The 17,376-nt window shown below is 53.2% G+C and carries 15 protein-coding genes; 6 read left to right on the top strand and 9 right to left on the bottom strand.

Annotated features, from left to right (window positions below; all coding sequences use genetic code 11):
• Nucleotides 1–14: 14 nt before the first annotated feature.
• The 6 genes from GURA_RS02640 to GURA_RS02615 all read right to left on the bottom strand — a co-directional run bounded on the left by GURA_RS02640 (nt 15) and on the right by GURA_RS02615 (nt 6,651).
• On the bottom strand, nt 15–365 hold the full coding sequence (locus tag GURA_RS02640) for a hypothetical protein (RefSeq protein WP_011937455.1): 351 nt from the start codon (nt 363–365) through the stop codon (nt 15–17).
• 358 nt (nt 366–723) lie between these two features.
• Nucleotides 724–2,202 (bottom strand): LuxE/PaaK family acyltransferase, encoded by a 1,479-nt coding sequence (locus GURA_RS02635; protein WP_011937454.1) that lies wholly within the window; start codon nt 2,200–2,202, stop codon nt 724–726.
• Between the two features lie 343 nt (nt 2,203–2,545).
• Entirely contained in the window at nt 2,546–3,883 is a 1,338-nt protein-coding gene (locus GURA_RS02630; RefSeq protein WP_011937453.1) for a B12-binding domain-containing radical SAM protein, read from the bottom strand.
• Complete coding sequence (locus GURA_RS02625) at nt 3,884–4,366, bottom strand: hypothetical protein (protein ID WP_011937452.1); 483 nt, start codon at nt 4,364–4,366, stop codon at nt 3,884–3,886.
• Nucleotides 4,367–4,422: 56 nt separating this feature from the next.
• Nucleotides 4,423–5,250: a cytochrome c biogenesis protein CcsA gene (gene ccsA, locus GURA_RS02620; RefSeq protein ID WP_011937451.1), complete on the bottom strand. Its 828-nt coding sequence runs from the start codon at nt 5,248–5,250 to the stop codon at nt 4,423–4,425.
• 237 nt (nt 5,251–5,487) lie between these two features.
• The gene (locus GURA_RS02615; RefSeq protein WP_011937450.1) at nt 5,488–6,651 is read right to left on the bottom strand and encodes a cytochrome c biogenesis protein ResB; all 1,164 of its coding nucleotides are present in this window, start codon (nt 6,649–6,651) and stop codon (nt 5,488–5,490) included.
• A 193-nt stretch (nt 6,652–6,844) separates the two neighbouring features.
• Here GURA_RS02615 and GURA_RS02610 point away from each other — a divergent pair, with 193 nt between their 5' ends.
• From GURA_RS02610 to GURA_RS02585, 6 genes are read left to right on the top strand one after another with little or no spacing between them, the layout of a single operon-like run.
• On the top strand, nt 6,845–7,924 hold the full coding sequence (locus GURA_RS02610; protein WP_011937449.1) for a radical SAM protein: 1,080 nt from the start codon (nt 6,845–6,847) through the stop codon (nt 7,922–7,924).
• On the top strand, nt 7,921–8,976 hold the full coding sequence (locus tag GURA_RS02605; protein ID WP_011937448.1) for a glycosyltransferase: 1,056 nt from the start codon (nt 7,921–7,923) through the stop codon (nt 8,974–8,976). Before GURA_RS02610 ends, GURA_RS02605 begins: the two co-directional genes overlap by 4 nt.
• Nucleotides 8,973–10,193, top strand: coding sequence for a glycosyltransferase family 9 protein (locus GURA_RS02600; RefSeq protein ID WP_011937447.1), 1,221 nt, complete (start codon nt 8,973–8,975; stop codon nt 10,191–10,193). The genes GURA_RS02605 and GURA_RS02600 overlap by 4 nt, the downstream gene beginning before the upstream one ends.
• Nucleotides 10,190–11,257, top strand: coding sequence for a radical SAM protein (locus GURA_RS02595; protein WP_011937446.1), 1,068 nt, complete (start codon nt 10,190–10,192; stop codon nt 11,255–11,257). The genes GURA_RS02600 and GURA_RS02595 overlap by 4 nt, the downstream gene beginning before the upstream one ends.
• A complete protein-coding gene (locus GURA_RS02590) occupies nt 11,254–12,357 on the top strand; it encodes a radical SAM/SPASM domain-containing protein (RefSeq protein ID WP_011937445.1) in 1,104 nt (367 codons plus the stop codon). The genes GURA_RS02595 and GURA_RS02590 overlap by 4 nt, the downstream gene beginning before the upstream one ends.
• Nucleotides 12,358–12,408: 51 nt before the next feature.
• Nucleotides 12,409–13,824: a B12-binding domain-containing radical SAM protein gene (locus tag GURA_RS02585; protein ID WP_011937444.1), complete on the top strand. Its 1,416-nt coding sequence runs from the start codon at nt 12,409–12,411 to the stop codon at nt 13,822–13,824.
• 48 nt (nt 13,825–13,872) lie between these two features.
• Here GURA_RS02585 and GURA_RS02580 read toward each other — a convergent pair whose 3' ends face one another.
• The 3 genes from GURA_RS02580 to GURA_RS02570 all read right to left on the bottom strand — a co-directional run bounded on the left by GURA_RS02580 (nt 13,873) and on the right by GURA_RS02570 (nt 17,278).
• Entirely contained in the window at nt 13,873–14,292 is a 420-nt protein-coding gene (locus tag GURA_RS02580) for a hypothetical protein (RefSeq protein ID WP_011937443.1), read from the bottom strand.
• 185 nt (nt 14,293–14,477) lie between these two features.
• Nucleotides 14,478–15,722 (bottom strand): glycosyltransferase family 39 protein, encoded by a 1,245-nt coding sequence (locus GURA_RS02575; RefSeq protein WP_011937442.1) that lies wholly within the window; start codon nt 15,720–15,722, stop codon nt 14,478–14,480.
• 182 nt (nt 15,723–15,904) lie between these two features.
• Nucleotides 15,905–17,278 carry a PD40 domain-containing protein gene (locus GURA_RS02570; RefSeq protein WP_011937441.1) on the bottom strand — a complete coding sequence of 458 codons (1,374 nt, stop codon included), beginning with the start codon at nt 17,276–17,278 and terminating at the stop codon, nt 15,905–15,907.
• Nucleotides 17,279–17,376 lie beyond the last annotated feature (98 nt).

Raw genomic sequence — 17,376 nt, 5'->3', positions numbered from 1 at the left:
GCCGGTGGTAAGATTCAATGAAAAGTCAATACATAAGCCATGTAGCCACCGGCAGCCGCTATCGCCACCAGGAGGACGTGCTTGATCACCAGCATCTTCCGCCTGGTTTTTTCCACATCCGCACCGAAAAAATTGTTCACATAGGTAAACGTTCGCGCGCCGCCAGTGGCAAAGATCAACACCATTGCACCGATAGAGCTCCAGAAGAAAAAACGTTCGATATGGCCGAGCAGATCGGCTACCGCCGGGTACTGTGATTGGAAATGATGGAGGTAAACGATCGATATCATGGCCGAAAGCCAGTAGCCGGTGGCAAAGTCATGGATAAAGCCGTTCAAGACGATAGCGGTTTTTTTCAGGTTCACAAACTATCCTCAGCATTCATTATTCCAGCGGAAAACGCCTTCATAACTAGCAGAAAAAGCCGTATTTATCAACCACAATCGGCTCTGTCCGTTTTGAATTATGCAGACATAAAAAACAAAGGCAACGGAACACTGGAAGAGCGGATTGGGCGGATTTTTTCGGAGCAAACAATACCCGAGGTTCAGCCGATAAAATCAGCCTTTATCCGTTCAATCAGATTTGATCCGTGTTCCGTTGCCTTTACGATGTTTGTTTTTGCCATGTTCGGATTGCCCGCCAATTATCCGGAGAGAAACATCCTCTACGTGGCGGTTCCTGCGCCACGGATGAACCCAGGGCCGGCAGGGATTGGGGTATTCACTTCACCTTCTTCCCCTTGCCGGAAACCTGCTGCTCAGACTTGAGGCCGGCCGGGTGATCTGTCAGCACCTGCTCATCCGACTTTGATTTGTACCAATCCAGCGGCCGCTCGGTCTGGTCCTTGAAAGTCTTCAAGGAGTCATCCCGCAGCTTTGCAGCCTCATCATCGGCCTGTGCTACGAGAATCTCGTCAACGACCTGCGGGCACGACGCAACAGAACCGGGTCTGGCTTCGATCTCCTCGCGCACGCTGGGAGCGACTTTCGGGTCCTTGGCCAACGCCATCTTGAAGTCGATGGAGAAGTTCGTATAGGTCTCAAGCATGCGGAAGATTGCCGAGTCCCCCATGGGGCTGCCGGGTGTTTCGTCAGGCAGCGGCGACACCTTGCCGTTCTCGATCTTGGCGCGTCCCACCATCTCGCAGCCGGTTCCTCCGTCGGTGGTATAGCCGAGGTTGTCGGTGATCACCGACAGAACCGTCGGCACGTTGGCCAGGTCCCAGTGCGCGAGAAGACCGACCTCTCCGTCAGGCAGCGGCGACAAGTCATCGATATTCATGGCCAGAACACGCGACCAGGGCGGCACCGGCCGTGTGCGCTTGCGGGGGGGCAACCCCTTCACATGACGACGGAGGGCATCGTCAAAAAGGTTGGTCGCCGTCTCTGCTTCGCCGAGCACGTTGACGCAATGGCTCTCCGGTATGGCCAGGATTTCCTGAACCATCCCGTAGTAGTCTTCGCGGGTCACGACCCCGAATCGGCCCCGGTAGCCACCACCGTCACATATGCGGCTGCCTGGCGGCAGGTGAAACTTTATCTTTTTGCGACGGCAGGCCTGAAAGAAATATACGTACGCCGACGTAGCGCCGATGAGCGCTACCGGTACACCGCTCGCTTCCGACTCGCGCAACGCCTTGAGGAGATTCTTGATGTCAATGCCTGTCTTTCCGAGCAGGAACATGCTGTCCGGCGTGCCGAAGGCCTGGCGGGTCTGGTCCATGCCGATGGCCATGCCCATGGAGGGGGCGAGTTCGGGGCTGGGGGCAAGGATCAGGATGCGGCAACGCTTCCCTTCCTCGAAGTCGGGGAAGAGGTAGGAGCCGGTCATAACGCGGTTCGCCGCAAACACGAGGCGCTTGCCGTCCTCGTCACGGAAGATGCGGCCCCGCTGCGTAATGCTGGTAGTACCGCCGGTGAGACAGGACAGCACCGCCTCCTCCAGCGGGAAAGACGACACGAGATGTGTCTTGAAGACATCGTTGTAGACCATGGGCACATCCTCCCATCGGTCGATGTCGCCGGGCCGGACCTTCTTCGCATCACAGAACTCCCGAAAGAGCTTGTTGTTAGCGTATTGGAATGCAAACAGTCGCATAGAGTAGTCGTTGAAGGCGGGCAGCTCGGCGTCGACGCCAGCCTCGATGAAGCCGAGAATGTCTTCAGTCAGACGATGACTTTCGCTATCAATGGTAGACATAAGAACTCCTTAATAATGTCTTGATTGTCGGGGGTGGATAAAAAAAACAAGCAAACTTCCTGCCAAGAACAAACGATATTTTAGTATAACAGTATCGACCAGTTAAAGGCAATTGCATTCTCAAACTACGCCGCCACTCCGGGAAAAGTGCACAACAAGCAGGCACAAAAGCAGATTTGCACAAAATATAAGCATTAGCTGAAATAGATCCGAGGATTGATGTCGTTTTTTAGTCCCCGGATATCAACCTTACGCTGGTCGATGTAGTAGGCAATCTGCGGCAGGATATGGGGGAGGGTGGCTTTTGACTTAATTTAGCAAGGTATTTGAAGAACCCAGTCGGTTACACAATGATCTGTTTTTCACCCACAGCCTTTTTGGAAGCTTTCCATTGCTCATACGCTATCTTCATCCCTTTTCGGACCGGAAGCTGGTTCATGAGCGAAAGGATGTGGGCATAGGGAAATCCCGACAAGGGGACCTTGAACATGTGCCGCAGCACCCGCGGCAGACTCAACAGCTCCAGCGAACTTTCGTAAAACGCCTCTTCCCGCGCTTCCGGGGTCATGGCCGCATCCGGATGGTCAAACAACGCGTACGCCCCGGTATAGTACTCCCAACCCAGCTCCTTATACAGATAGGGTTCATACTGCTGGCGCAGTTCCGTCCCCGGATAGGGGACTACCAGCGAAGGATGCATACTTACTCCCAATCTGTCGGCGACCTCTACGGAGCGCTTGAAATCGTCCAGGGAATCCTCGCGGCTGCCAAGCATATAAAACAGCGACACATCGATACCATGATCCCTAAGCGTGCGCACTGCTCGTTCGCGGTCGACGCCTACCTTGCCGTTGGCCTTATACGCCGTCAGCGACTCGTCAGATATGGCATCCCAGCCGACCCAGACGGTCAGCATGCCGCTTTCACGGGCCGCGTTCAACATCCGCGACCCCGCCGGCGACAGCACCGGACGCAGGCTGCCAAAGCCCATCCACTTTTTTTTCGCCACCTTGAGTGCTGTGAACAGATCTATTGCCCGCTGCTCAAAGCCTTCCCACCAGATATTCTCGTCCCCGTTGATATACATCTTTTCGGGGATCGCGCATACATCGCGCACCACATCCTCGATGGGACGGAATCGGATACTTGCCCCGAAGAAAGGCTTCACTGAACAGAATGTACAGTTGTATGGACAACCGCGCGAAGTATTGATGACGCGGAACTGATGTCCCCCTCCCAACTTTCCGTAGAGAGGCGTGGGTAGATCGTTGAGAGGTAGTTGTTCACCACGATAAAAAGGTTTCAGCTGACCGGCGCGAAAATCACGCAGCACCTCGGGCCAAGCCGACTCCGCCTCACCGATGACCACTGCATCCCCGTGGGATTTGGCCTCCTCAGGCATGGCGGAAGCATGCATACCGCCAAACACGACCTTGATGCCCCGCGCCCGCAGACCGTCGGCAATATGGTACCCCGGCACCGCCGTCGGCGTCAGAATACTGATGGACGCCAAGTCGCACTCCAACTTGTCAAAGGCGTCTGGTGTGGCACTGGCGCTGATCAGTTCAATCTCGATAGACGGATCGACCCTGCGGGTAAGCGCGGCCAGATACTCCAGGATCGGCGGGGCCACCGGGGTCCAGCCGAAGGGGAGGGGAGGAAATATGATTGCGAGTTTCATCTAAAGGACTATCTCCTTGTTGGCATAGATACTATCCAAGACCGCCTTCACATCTGGCAGCGGATAGGCAAAGACCCTGCCATCGGTCATAGCCTCCAGCTTCGATGCCATGCCGACAAAAAATACCCCCTCCCGATCGATTACAAACTTGACCTCAACTCCAAGCGTTTTGCCATCAAGCCAACCGGAGAAATCAATGTATACTGTACCATTGGCTCCATGGGTCTCTTTCCATTGCTTTTTCGTGAGATGAGAGTAACTGTCAAATGCCTTGCCGACGGTCATTGCTGGGTACGCAGGCAAGGACTGATTTTTGACAATACCCGAAAGACTGACAGGTTCTGAATTAGCAGCTTCTCCCCCATGCACCGTCATTTCAGTACTCTTCGCATTCGGCTTTTTTACAGACTCAACATTTCTTTCAGTACATGCAGCCATAAATAATAAAAAGCACAAAATGGCAACAACAACTATTTTCCGCACGGCAATTTCTCCCGTAACATTTTTGTTTACATTAACGTTACGTTTTTAAATTATATTCACTTATGATCGATCCTGAAACCACTATGAAATGTTTCCACGGTGAACGGTATCCCCCAGTAGCTGACGATCATGGCGATAAGTGCAATCAGCGCATACCATGCCAGCCTTCTGCCGCGCCAGCCGAAGGTTACCCGCAGGTGCAGATAAATGCCGTAGGTAAGCCAGGAAACCAGCGACCACACCTCCACCGGATCCCATCCCCAGTAACTCCCCTTGACCTGGTTGGACCAGAAGCATCCCGATATCATCATCAGACCATAGAGGATAAACCCGCCGGCAACAAAACGGTACGAAAACATATCAAGTGTTGCAAGATCCGGTAGCTTATCATAGATGCCGCCGGATTTATTTTCCTTAAGTAGATACATAAGTCCAAGCCCCGCTGCAATCAGCACCGACGCAAAACCGGCCGAAGCCCCGACAATATGCACCCATATCCAGCCGCTCTGCAGAGCAGGCGCCAGGGTTGCGGCAACCTCTTTCATCAGCGTTCCGGCCCACCCCAACAGCACAAAGGCAACGGGCATCACCAACACGCCAAGGGGGCGAACTTTTTTCGTGGAGAACTGGAACACCAGAAACAGCAGTACCGTCATGAATATCCCGAGCGTGAGAGATTCGGAAATATCAATGAAAGGAGTTATACCGGTCGCAGACCAGCGCAGGGCAATCACAGCAACATGGGGCACAAATCCTGCCACAGCGCTGAACAGGCCAATGGTGAAGAGCTTGTCCTGCTTTGCAATCATGCCGAAGATGTAGCTGAAGGTGCTAATGCCATACAGCGAAACTGCGGTCCAAAACAACATGAGTTCTGGCTTCATTTGTTCACCTCCAAAATGCGATTAATGACTTCAGTATTAACAAAACATTAACAAGAATGAAGCTGTATAAATCTTCTTCGGGTTACAACCCAGTATTTATTGGCCTAACACATGATATTATCAGATTCTATCCGAATTTATCTGCGTGCTATTGCTTGCTTCTGCATAGTTCCAGCTTGTCCGCTCTAAAGTTTATCATTTAAACATAACTCCTGGTATCCGTCAATTTTTTCGCGTTCAGGAAGCCTTCCCATATGCCTTGCCTTTCCTCATCCGCCCTATCGTCGTGATGATCATCCCGGCCAGCCCCACCCAGAGGCTTGCAAGCACAATCGGCTTGCCCGGCTCGTAGCGCACCAGCATGCCAACCCAGTAACGCACCTCCTTGGCCGACAGGATATACTCGCCGGCGGCAAACTGCTCCCCGATGGAGGCCTTTCCTTCGGCAACTGGCTTGTCGGATTTCAGCATCCCTTTCTCATCAATCGCAAAAAGCAGGAACGCCGCATCCCCTCCACGCTCCTTCAGCTTGGACGGCTGATACGTAACCTGCAGGGCAAAACGTGGCTTCTCAGGAGGAACCGGAAACCGAATAGCGTCCACCCTAACCAAGCCCCCCTCTTTGTAACCGGTTGTATACAAGTAACTGTCATCCTTCTGCTGAATGCTCTGCAGCGGCAGATAAGCCCCGTACAGATCCTGCCCCTGCTTGTTGGAAAGCGTGACCAGCAGCGAATATCCTTCCTTGTCGTTGAAGTAATCGAATCCCTTGTGGGTCAACTTATGGGTAATGTAAATGATACCCTGCTTCCTGTCACCGTCCTCGCCGACCGCCACTTCGTATGCAGCCCGCTTGTCCTCGCCGGCAACCTTGTAGCCGACATGCATTTTGACGAGCGATGTCTCGCCCTTCAATCGCGCAAAGGAGAAAAAACGCCCTTTGTCAATCAGATCGTAACTCTGAGGATCACCGCTCGGGAGGACCTCCCCCTCGGTCAGCCGGATATTTCCCCTGAAATAGAACAGGCTGTTGTAAATGATTCCTCCAAGTATCGCCACAAAACTGAGGTGAAACAGGATCATGCCAAAAGTAATCAGCGTCAGCTTCCTGTGCCATATCCTGCCGAAAAAACAGCAGGCCACATTCACCACCAACAGTACCAGCAGGGCATTGAACCAGAGCGTGTTAAAGATCAGGCTCCAGGCCCGCGCCCCTCGCAGGATGGTAACCCCTGTCAGGCAACATGCCAGGATAATTACCAGCAGAGCCATTGCCAGCTTGGCAGATGCAAAGAAATCGTAAATTTTTCGGGGAATTTTATGTACCGGGTGATAACGGGGTTCAACAGGAAACACTTCGTTTTCTGGTTCGGCTTCGGGGGGGGTAATAAATTCGTTCATAAATCTCCATCCAAAGGTTACTGAGCTGTAAGACTACCACAATAGTAAAAAGATAAGCAAGGAAGAGTGCATTTTATTCAGACACTCCACCTTTGATAATTATCTTGTACGCAAGACTTCGGTTTTGATACTATATCTAAATCAAATTAACGGCATTTTTTTACTCGACTCAATCGGAATTACATATACCTTCATGCGTCCCCACATTACAGCATTGCTCCATAATCGATTCATACAACGTCACGAACCATTCAGCGTTGTGCACTTCGTGACGACTAGATGCAATGCCCGGTGTAAACACTGCTTCATTGATTTCAGTACCCCAATAGACCGTGCGAATGAATTGGCGCTTGACGAGATCGTACGACTCGCCCGGAACTTGGGTAAAACTCTCTACAATGTCAACCTGACCGGCGGTGAGCCATTCCTCCGGGACGACCTGTTCGACATCGTTTCTTGCTATATTCAGCACACACCTGTCCGTTCAATTGTCATTACCACCAACGGCTGGTTTACCGATGCGATCAGAACGCTTCTCAAACGCTATTCACGCCTTGACACCCCATGCAGCCTTACGATTTCGATCTCAATCGATAACATCGAGCAGAAACATGATTCCGGAAGGCAATTAGCGGGGCTCTATGCCCATGCCATTGAATCATACCGAGCTGTCGCCGCATGCAAAGATCCGCGTATCAATGCTGATATCGCACTGACTGTCACACCGGAAAACGCTGACACTATCACCGAAATATACCACCGCCTGCAGCAGACTGGTATAAACACAGTATCCCCGATCATGCTGCGCGAGGAAGGTGTTCAGAACTCTATCGCGAACAAACAGAAACTGGCGTCTGCATACCGAGAACTGACCCGGCTGACGGAAGAAACAGGTTCTGCTGCACCGGGAGAATTCACCCGTGCCTTACACCGTGCAAAAAAGCGGATATCCCATCGCATTTTGCATGACTCATGCCTCAATCCACGCTTCATATCGCCATGCAAGGCAGGCTCTCTCTTCGTGACTATCACTGCTGACGGCACCGTAGCACCGTGCGAACTGTTAACAGAGAGGATGCCGCTGGGAAACCTGCGAGACTACGAAATGAACTTCCTGAAACTTTTGAATAGCCAGCGTGCCCAAAATGCACGACACGAAATAAGTAAAACAAAATGTCACTGCACCTTTGAATGCGCCTGGACGGTCAACATCCTGACAACACCTTCATACTGGCCCAGCCTGGCACTCAACACGTTGAAAGAGCTAGCATGAACGGGAGTTGCGTTATTGTCATACCGTTCGTCTCAATGAACGAATATCTGCTCCAATGCCTTAAAGAGTGCCAAGCACTCGACTATCCCCAATTTCACATCATTTTGCTGCCAGACCAGCCCGTTTCTCTCCCGCCGGAGTTTCTACACGACAACATTTCCATCATTGTCACCGGCGACCTCACCATTGCTGCTAAACGGAACATCGCCATTCGCCATTTCAGCGGTGCAGACTATTTTGCCCTTATTGATTCCGACGCCTACCCCGACGTTAACTGGCTGAAAAACGGGGTTGCATACCTTGCCAACCACCCTGACGTCTGGGCCGTTGGTGGCCCCAATATCACCCCACCGGATGAACCGCTGCTGCAGAGGGTCGTCGGGAATGCACAGCAGACATTCCTGGTATCCGGTCCGCTCCATTTCGCAAAAAAGCTCTCCGCGAGCCGAGATTGCTCCAGTCTGCACTCATGCAACCTGATACTGTCCCGACATGCCTTCGATACTCTGGGAGGCTTTGACGAAACACTTTTCACCGGCGAAGACCGCAACCTATGTGACCGTATCCGGGAAACCGGAAAGCGGATCTATTTTCATCGGGACGTTATCGTATATCACCACAACCGTTCCTTGTGGATACCCTTTTTGCTACAGCGGATCACTTACGGCCATGGTTCGGTCGCCATCGGCAAGCGACAGTTCAACCGCTTCAACGTGGCACTGTACCTGCCTCTAGGCTGGCTGGGGCTGTTTCTTGCCCTTTTCGTGTACGAAATGTGCAGCGCCGGAAGTATGTTAGCGTCCATGATATTTGCTTTTATCAACCTTGCAGTCGCTGCTGTTATGGCGGCACAAGCCTGTATATCAATACGGGAAATACCGCTCACACTGGCAGCCATACTGCTCTGCTACCTGGGGACAACCATCGGCCAAATCCTCGCTCTTGTGGGAATTGAGCCGAACTTAAAACGCTTCTACTCAAACCGTCCGGCAGGAGTCATCCCGCTTGTTGTCAGACAACAAAAAGGCCCTGCTGGTGAGCCGCCATCATGAACTGGAAACTGATCCGCATCATAGACGCCTGTATCGGAATTCCACTGATCTGGTGCTTTCGAAATCTCGCACTGTTCCGGCATCGTGAACCGTTTAGCCTGAATAATTCTACTGCCAGGCGGATCCTGCTGATAAAATTCTGGGGCATCGGCAACCTGTTCATGCTGCTCCCCACAATTCAGGCAATTCGATCGACTTGGCCGGGCGCGACCATTGACTTTCTGACACTTGAAAACAATCGTGAAGCCCTGGCCATGACCGGCGCCGTTGACGACATAGTCACTCTTGACACCCGCAGCCCCGATCTCTTCCTCCGTACCTGGCGACTTGCAGCGACGCTTCTTCGCCACAACCGCTACGACCTGATTGTTGACTTCGAGCAGTTCGCCCGTTTTTCCGCCCTGCTGACTCATCAGATCAGTGCTGGACAAACCATCGGTTTTGAAACCCGTGGACAGCACCGCCACCACCTCTACACCCGCACCATCGCCTATGACAACGATATCCACATCACCCGCTCGTTCTACGCTCTTGCCATGGGAGCCGGCGTCGCCACCCTCTTTTCACCCGAAGTTCAGCTTGGCCCCCTGAAAATGCTGCGCGATACAGGGCGGCGCTTTCTGGTCGAACTCGGTATTTCACCTGAAGAACCGGTTGTAATAATGCATATCGGCACCAGTGATAACTTCCGGGAACGTCGTTGGCCACCGGAACGGTATGCTGCACTTGCCGACCTCCTGACCGGACAGTGCGGCATACGGGTCATCCTGACCGGCCTGCCGGAGGAAGCATTCCTGACCCGTGAAACTTGGCAAAGGCTGAAAAAACCTGAGCGGGTCATCGATCTCGGGGGGCAAATGTCTTTTACCGACTATTTTGCGCTTATAACTGTGTCAGATCTGGTGATATCGGCAGATACGGCCGCCGTCCATCTCGCATCTGCGGTCAACACCCCGGTGGTCGGCCTGTACGGCCCCAACTCACCCCATCTGTACGGCCCATGGGGCAGGAATGGTCTGGCGCTCTTCGCTGGGTACGACTGCAGTCCCTGCATCACCAACTTTAACGCCAAGATCAACACCTGCCGGCATCCCGATGGGCGTGGCGCCTGTATGCTGGCACTTACTGTCGAAGACACATTTGCGGCAATTGAGGGTGCCTATTGCGCTCCGCAAGCCCCCTTTCGTCTGACAAAGCTGGGAGGATCAGACGCATGAGCATGCAGCGGATTGCACGACTAGCGTATCGAATAACTCATAGTAATCTGCGCGAACTTCCCCGTCCTTACCGCCTGACCTACGCGGTAACAAACCGCTGCCAGGCCCGCTGCACAATGTGCGATATCTGGAGAAAACCTGCGGAGAACGAACTGACGCTGGCAGAGATAGATGCCCTTTTCACCCGGGCCAACCGCTTCTCCTGGATCAACCTGACCGGTGGCGAGCTGTTCCAGCGCCCCGATATCAGCGACATCTTCCTCACGGTCATCCAGAGGAGCCGCGACCTGTACCTGCTCAATTTTCCCACCAACGGTTTTCAGACCGAAGAGATCGTTGCAGCCGTCGATGCCATACTGAAACAGACCGCTCTCCCCCGCCTGATCGTCTCAGTGAGCCTTGATGGTCCACGCGAGCTTCATGACCGCATCCGCAACCTGCCCGGCTGCTGGGATCGGGCGTTGGGCACCTTCCGGCAGTTACGGGAACGGCGATCCCGGCGTTTTTCGGTTTTTCTCGGGCACACCCTGCAGGTGGCCAACCTGGGTGAATTCGACAAGACATTTGCCGCCTGCCGTGAAGAGCTGGGAGCATTGTCCGCTGACGACCTCCATATCAACCTTGCCCATGTGTCCGGGCTCTACTACGGCAACAACACGTTTGATGGCACACCCGAACCTGCCGAAGCATCCCGGCTGCTCGTCCGTATCAACACGCAGCGTCGGCACAAACCATTCAGCCCGATTGCCTTTATCGAACGGCGTTATCAGCAACTGGCACGAATATACCTCAAGGACGGCACGGTGCCCCTCACCTGCCAGGCAGCCGCCGCTTCATGCTTCATCGACCCGACAGGCAATGTCTTCCCCTGTTCCGGTTTTGCCTCCCTGCTGGGGTCGCTCAGTGAGAACGATATGGACCTCTACCGCATCTGGCGCTCCCCGATCCGTTTGCACACGAGGAAGCAAGTCCATGATGACGCCTGCCCCGGCTGCTGGACCCCCTGCGAGGCATATCAGACCATCCTGGCGAATCTGCTTCAGCTGAAAGGAAAAAATCGATGATCAGAAAGGTCTATAGCGATCTGATCCTGCGCAAGCTCCGCGAGAGCGGCCCGGGCTGGCTGCTCAAGCGATGCCGCCAGTATCTCCTGTTGCAGCTTTCCGGTGCGCTCCATCGCCCCCTGTGCGGCCCGGCCCTCGGCACGCTGATGGTCACCTACCGCTGCAACTTTCACTGCGCCATGTGCGACATGCCTTTGCAAGCATCTGCGCAGGCCCGAAGCGGCATGACCGAATTCGATACCGCCCGTTTTTTGGGGATCATCAATGAGTTTGCCGAACTGGGGGTGCCGGGGATCGGCTTTACGGGAGGGGAGCCTCTGCTGCGGGACGACATCTTCGACCTTCTGACTGAAACCAGGAGGCTCGGCATGATCGCCCACCTGAACACCAACGGTTGGCTGCTGGGTGATGATCAGGCGCAGAGAATCATCGACATCGGCGTGGATTCGGTCAACGTATCACTTGATGGCGCGGTCGCAGCCACCCACGACCGGATCAGACGTACTCAAGGATCATTTGACAGAGCGGTGCGCGCAGTTAAAAGACTCGTTAACCTCAAACAGAAACACGGCAGCCATGTCAGGATAAAAACCGTTGCGGTCATCGACGAGACCAACATCGACGAGGTGCCGCAGATGCTTGCCCTTGCCCGCACACTCGGCACCGACTGCATCGAACTCATTCCCCGGCAGCCGTTTGCCGCAATACCGCAGGAGACCGGGACTGAACCTGAACTGCTTGCCAAAGTTGACAGACTCGTTGAATATTTGCAGGGAAAACAGCTCTTCAGCGTTGCAATCGAGAACTCGCCGGCACACCTGCGGCTGTTCCGCGACTCGTTTGCCGGACATCCCTCGCCTGTCAGATGCAGTGCCGGATACAACTCCCTGGCGGTTGACTGTTATGGGAACGTATTTCCCTGCGTACCCTGGATCAACTGGGGAAAGACAACCGGAAACATCAGGAGCATAACCCTTGGAGAATTGTGGCATTCTCCAGACTACCAGCGGCAGAGAGAAATCACCTCACAATGCCACGACTGCTACCTCAACTGCCAGACTGAGTTGAATCTACTCTTTGACCTGCGCAGGCGCATGTAGTATGTTTGCCAATCAATACAGATTTTGAACTGAGTCGCCAGTGGAGCACCAATGAAAGTCAGCCTCATATTTACACCCAACAGGATCAACCCCCACTACAAGCCGGTAGCCTTCAGGGATGAACGCTTAGGCTTTATTCCGCCCGTCAGCCTGCTGGTTGTCGCCGCAATCATGGAGAAAGAAGGGGTTGAAGTCGATCTCATCGACATGGAGGCCGAAAGGCTCAGCCATGAAGCGGCACTCGAGCGTATCAGGCGGTTTTCACCTGACTTGCTTGGCTTCACGATTACCACGTTGAGTTTTCACGCGACCCTGGAATGGATAAGAAAACTGAAGCAGGATACTGGTATCCCTGTTATGGTCGGCGGGGAGCACGTCAGGATATATCCGTTCGAAACCATGTCGCACAATGAAATCGACTTCTGCATCATCGGGGAAGCAGAGCTTCCACTCCCCGAGTTCATCCGGGCTTTTCGTGAAAAGCGGCCGTATGAAGGAATCAAGTCGCTGGGATACAGAAAAGATGGGGAGGTCATCATTGACCGCACGCTGCAGTTCGTCGAAGACCTGGATACTGTACCGTTCCCCGCCCGGCATCTGATAAGAAATGAACTCTACGAGAACATACTCACCCGCAGGAAGAATTTCACCGCCTTTGTGTCGTCCCGCGGCTGCCCCTTCAACTGCGCTTTCTGCAACCATAATCACCAGAAGTACCGCACCAGGTCAGTCCAGAACGTTGTTGATGAAATCGAAATGAACCTCAAGCAATTCGGCATTCGGGACTTTGATATCTATGACTCCACCTTTACCGCGGACCGTAAGCGGGTCATTGCCATCTGCGAAGAGATTCACCGCAGGAAGCTAAAGGTCGGGTTCACCGTAAGAAGCCGGGTGGATGTCATTACCAGGGATATGATCGACAGCCTGAAGGCCGCTGGATGCCACACCATCATGTATGGCATAGAATCGAGCAACCCGGAAATTCTCAAACGGATGAACAAGGGCATAACGCCGGAACTTGTCATGGAGAAAGTGCAGTACACCCACCAAAGCGGCATCAAGGCGCTTGGTTTCTTCCTGTTCGGCTTTCCCGGTGAAAACCGCGAGACCATTGAGGATACCATTAATTTTGCCCTCAAGCTTCCGCTTGATTATGCGCTCTTCTCCATCCTTCTACCGCAACCTGAAACCGAAATATATGAATATTACTGGAAGCGCGGTTTCGGCGATTACTGGGCGGAGTATACCCTGGACGAATCAAAGGATGAGTTGATCGAGTTCATCGATACCGGCGTTACGCGTGCAGAAGCCTCGGAATACGCTGTCACAGCCTATAGGAGGTTTTTCTTCAGACCGCGGATCATCTGGGATCGATTCAAGAAACTGCGCTCGTTTGGTGAGTTCAGGCGGCTCTTCAGTGGCGCGGTCGGAATTCTGGCCGGTAATGATAAAAAACGATCATAACGGCCCCGTTCCCCTATCAGAAAAACGTCGAGACATTGGGAACGTTCACTATCGGGATACTGCCAGCGCCTCACACAATCTGGCCACCTCGGCATCAGAGCCCCGCAGCACCGCCAGCAGATCCGCTGGAACCCGCTGCTGTTTTATCAAATTGACAATCACTCCATATTCATCTATCGTCCATTCAGCTGGTGCAACCACCACGAGCGCCTTTTCCTGGATCGGCGTGAAGTGTGACAAGGGGAGCACATGCACCCTCCCGGCGCCGAACAGGATGGCAAAGCCCGACTCAATTGGCCTTACCCCCGGCATCCGCGAGAGTTTCTCCGATACCTCGCTCCATGCCCCATCAGGCACGACATGGTACACTGTCCGCACCATTCCTTGCTGCAGGGCAGCCTCAACATACTTGACCGATGATTCTACTTCTTTGCCTACCACCTCACCATTCAGCCGGCGGGTAAACACAACTGCAACCCGTCCTTTTACCCCAATGGACTTCCAAAACCGAAAGATATCCGCAGAGGAACCCGCAACCTCACAGCGTGGCGGCGAAACAAACACCCGAGTTAAGGGACCATATCCCAAAGTAAGAACAAGAATACCGGCTAACAGCACTATCATACAGCCAATCGTGTAAATTCGTGGGCTCATCACTGCATCCGCATTATTTTTGTACTAGAGAGTATCGGTGAATATAAAAAGTCGGAAACAACTCTTCCCGTCGCCAGGGGATAGAGGTAAGCCTCCCAGAACACAATCAATACGAGAGCGATGAGACTCAATCTGCACGCCCTGCAATACTGTTCCTCCAGCAACACAACCGCCCGGGCCAGGGCAAGATATGCAAAAGGGAGCACGACCAGCGCAGAGCTGCTCGACATGGGGCGATTCAACAGGAGGAAGAGCAGGTAGACGCTCGCGAACAATATCGGCGGCACAAGGAGTGGAGCTAGTCGCCTCCGCCAGCCGTGGACAGTGAGCGCAATCAGCGAGAACAACGAAAACAGCCGTATGGGGAAATTATTGATCTCCAGCAGATAGCGGTTGGTTTCAAACTGATAACCAAACACTATCGGCTTTACGAACCACTCCCACGGCTGCCCCCCCACCTCCAGGAACCATTTGTTTTCGAACGAATCAATGGTGATATTGCGTAACGTCCACAGCGCATCCCCCCGCATCTGGAAAAACTCCTGCAGAGTGAATCCCCTGCCGAACCAGTGGTAATAGGAAAGAAGATAGATGGCAACGGGCAGACAGAGCAAATAGCAGAGAAAATCTAAAACATGGGTGGCTTGGCCGTCCTTTTGCTGCCACTTTTTCCACCAGGCATAGCCAATCACCAACAGCATGCTGCAGACAAAATAACTCTTCGTCGCCGCCGTCAGCCCCAGCGCAACCCCGGCCAATGGGAGCGACCACCTGCTCCCATCTTCTGCGTACTCCAGCATGAAATAGAGAAACATGAGAAAGAAGCAGAGCACCGGGATTTCCATAAAGGTCGTCCGGGAAAAATAGATATGAAACGGATCCATCGCCAACAGCGTCGCCGCCAGCAGCGCAGCCATTTCATTGCGGTACAACCGGAAAGCAACCAGATACAGTAGTCCCACTGATACGGTACCAAAGACAATGCCGCCAATCCTCCAGCCCACCGGGTTATCGCCAAAGAGTGTAATCGTCCCGAGCAGAATCAGCGCCCCGGCTGGAGGATGCGTCCAGTTGGATGAAAGGGGAGTGCCATACTGTCCCAAGCTGATGGCGGACGGCACATGAAACGACTCATCACCCGTATAGCCGGTAATGTCAAAAGCCCCCCATAGCCGCAGACATGCCGACACAATGAGGATTGCCAGCAATACCTTGAAATTTACTGAATCATTGCAGTGCAGCATTGGCAATTCTCCTTGATGTCACATCCGGGCATTTCTTTCTGTTTTCACATTCAAGGGAAGGAATAAAATCTGGCTGAAGATTAGCGCTCTGTGTTATTCCGACCGCCATTATTAAGAGAGTTCTTTGTATGACTCCATGTCCTCAGTGACGGGCCATATTTATGCAAATTTAAAGGCTACATCTAATCGAGCTTTTCCACCCGCCATGCCAGTTTGTTTCCATCCTTCACACCATATGCCACAGATTTCCCATCGGCTGTGTAAACCTGCTCGAACACCATGTCAAATGCCGGGTGCCGCCTGATCATTCGGCCGTCTGCATCCGCAACCACGAGAAATCGTTTGCCGTCCTGGCGAGCACGATAGGTCAAGAACCGCCCGTCAGGGCTGAATCGAGGCGAGACGACGCGGTCAAACGGAGGCCCTTCCTTGCCGTTGACTACCACGAAACAACGCCCTTTTTTTTCGGCCGTATACACATGCCGGCGCCCATCCGGCGCGAACGTCAGTTCGTTTATCGCATCATACTTCTTCTCGTCGGAGGCCTGTGGCATAAACGCCTGATGATAATACACCAAATCGGTCACCAGCACTGTGCCAAGGCTTTTCTGGTTCGGGCTGATTACCGGGTGTTCTCCCAGACTCGCACCGGACAACGGCTCGATTTGACCATCCAGAACAAGATATTTCTCAGCACCTTTTTGGCCTACATACGCTAGGGATCTGCCGGTCTTATCAAAAACCAGTTGCGTGATCTCATCAAATTCCGCACCCTCACGAACCGTACCCGGTTCCCTCAGGGTGAAGACAACCACCCGCTTTTTGTTGTCCTTTACAACTATTGCAGCAGCTGTCATTACGTCCTGATCAAAATAGACGTCCTGGGCCGGAATCTCCTTGATCACCGTCCGTTTCAGGTCTGACGTATAGGCAACGATGGCGTACGGACTCTGTTCCGATGCCTTTTCCATAATGATGATCCTGGACAGTCCCTTGCTCATGCGAGGTTCTCCATAGACAAGAAAACGCTCATCCGCCAGCTTCTCGTCGACAATCAGCCGCCAGAGTGCACCTGATTTCACTTTATAGGCAAGATGACGCGAATCCGGCGTGAAGACCGGTGACCCGATCTGCTCGAATGGCCTCCCCATTCTGCCATCGATGACCATACGGAACTTGCCGTTTTCAGGAATGACAAAGGCTAACCGGCGGCCGTCCGGGCTTAAGGTAACAGACTCGACCCCGGCGTATTCGCCACTGACCTTGTGCTTGTGAAGCACCCGGAAAGATGATGGTCCTGTTTTGACGACGGAAGCAGCACCAGTCCCCGTCTCATTAAAGTACGACGTCAATCCGTCACTCTCTGCTGCCGATGCCGAGTCAAGCAGTGCCGGTTCTAATATCTCGAGGATGCCGGCCCGCTCCGAGACGGCGGTCGTGTACCTGAAAGCAGTCTCTAGGTTAGTACCCGTATGATAGCTATCGCATCCAATTGTGACTGCAAGTACGCAAAGAAGCAGAGCGTGGGCGAGGCTATAGGCAATATTTGGTTTCATGCTGAAGATATCTCCATTGTGATTCAAAAAAATGCCCCCCTTTAGTCCAAGGGGGGCATGTTGTTATAACAATGCAGGAAAGCAATTATTACTCAAGT

Source organism: Geotalea uraniireducens Rf4 (assembly GCF_000016745.1).
GTDB lineage: Bacteria > Desulfobacterota > Desulfuromonadia > Geobacterales > Geobacteraceae > Geotalea > Geotalea uraniireducens.
This window is presented reverse-complemented; position numbering and strand designations above follow the sequence as displayed.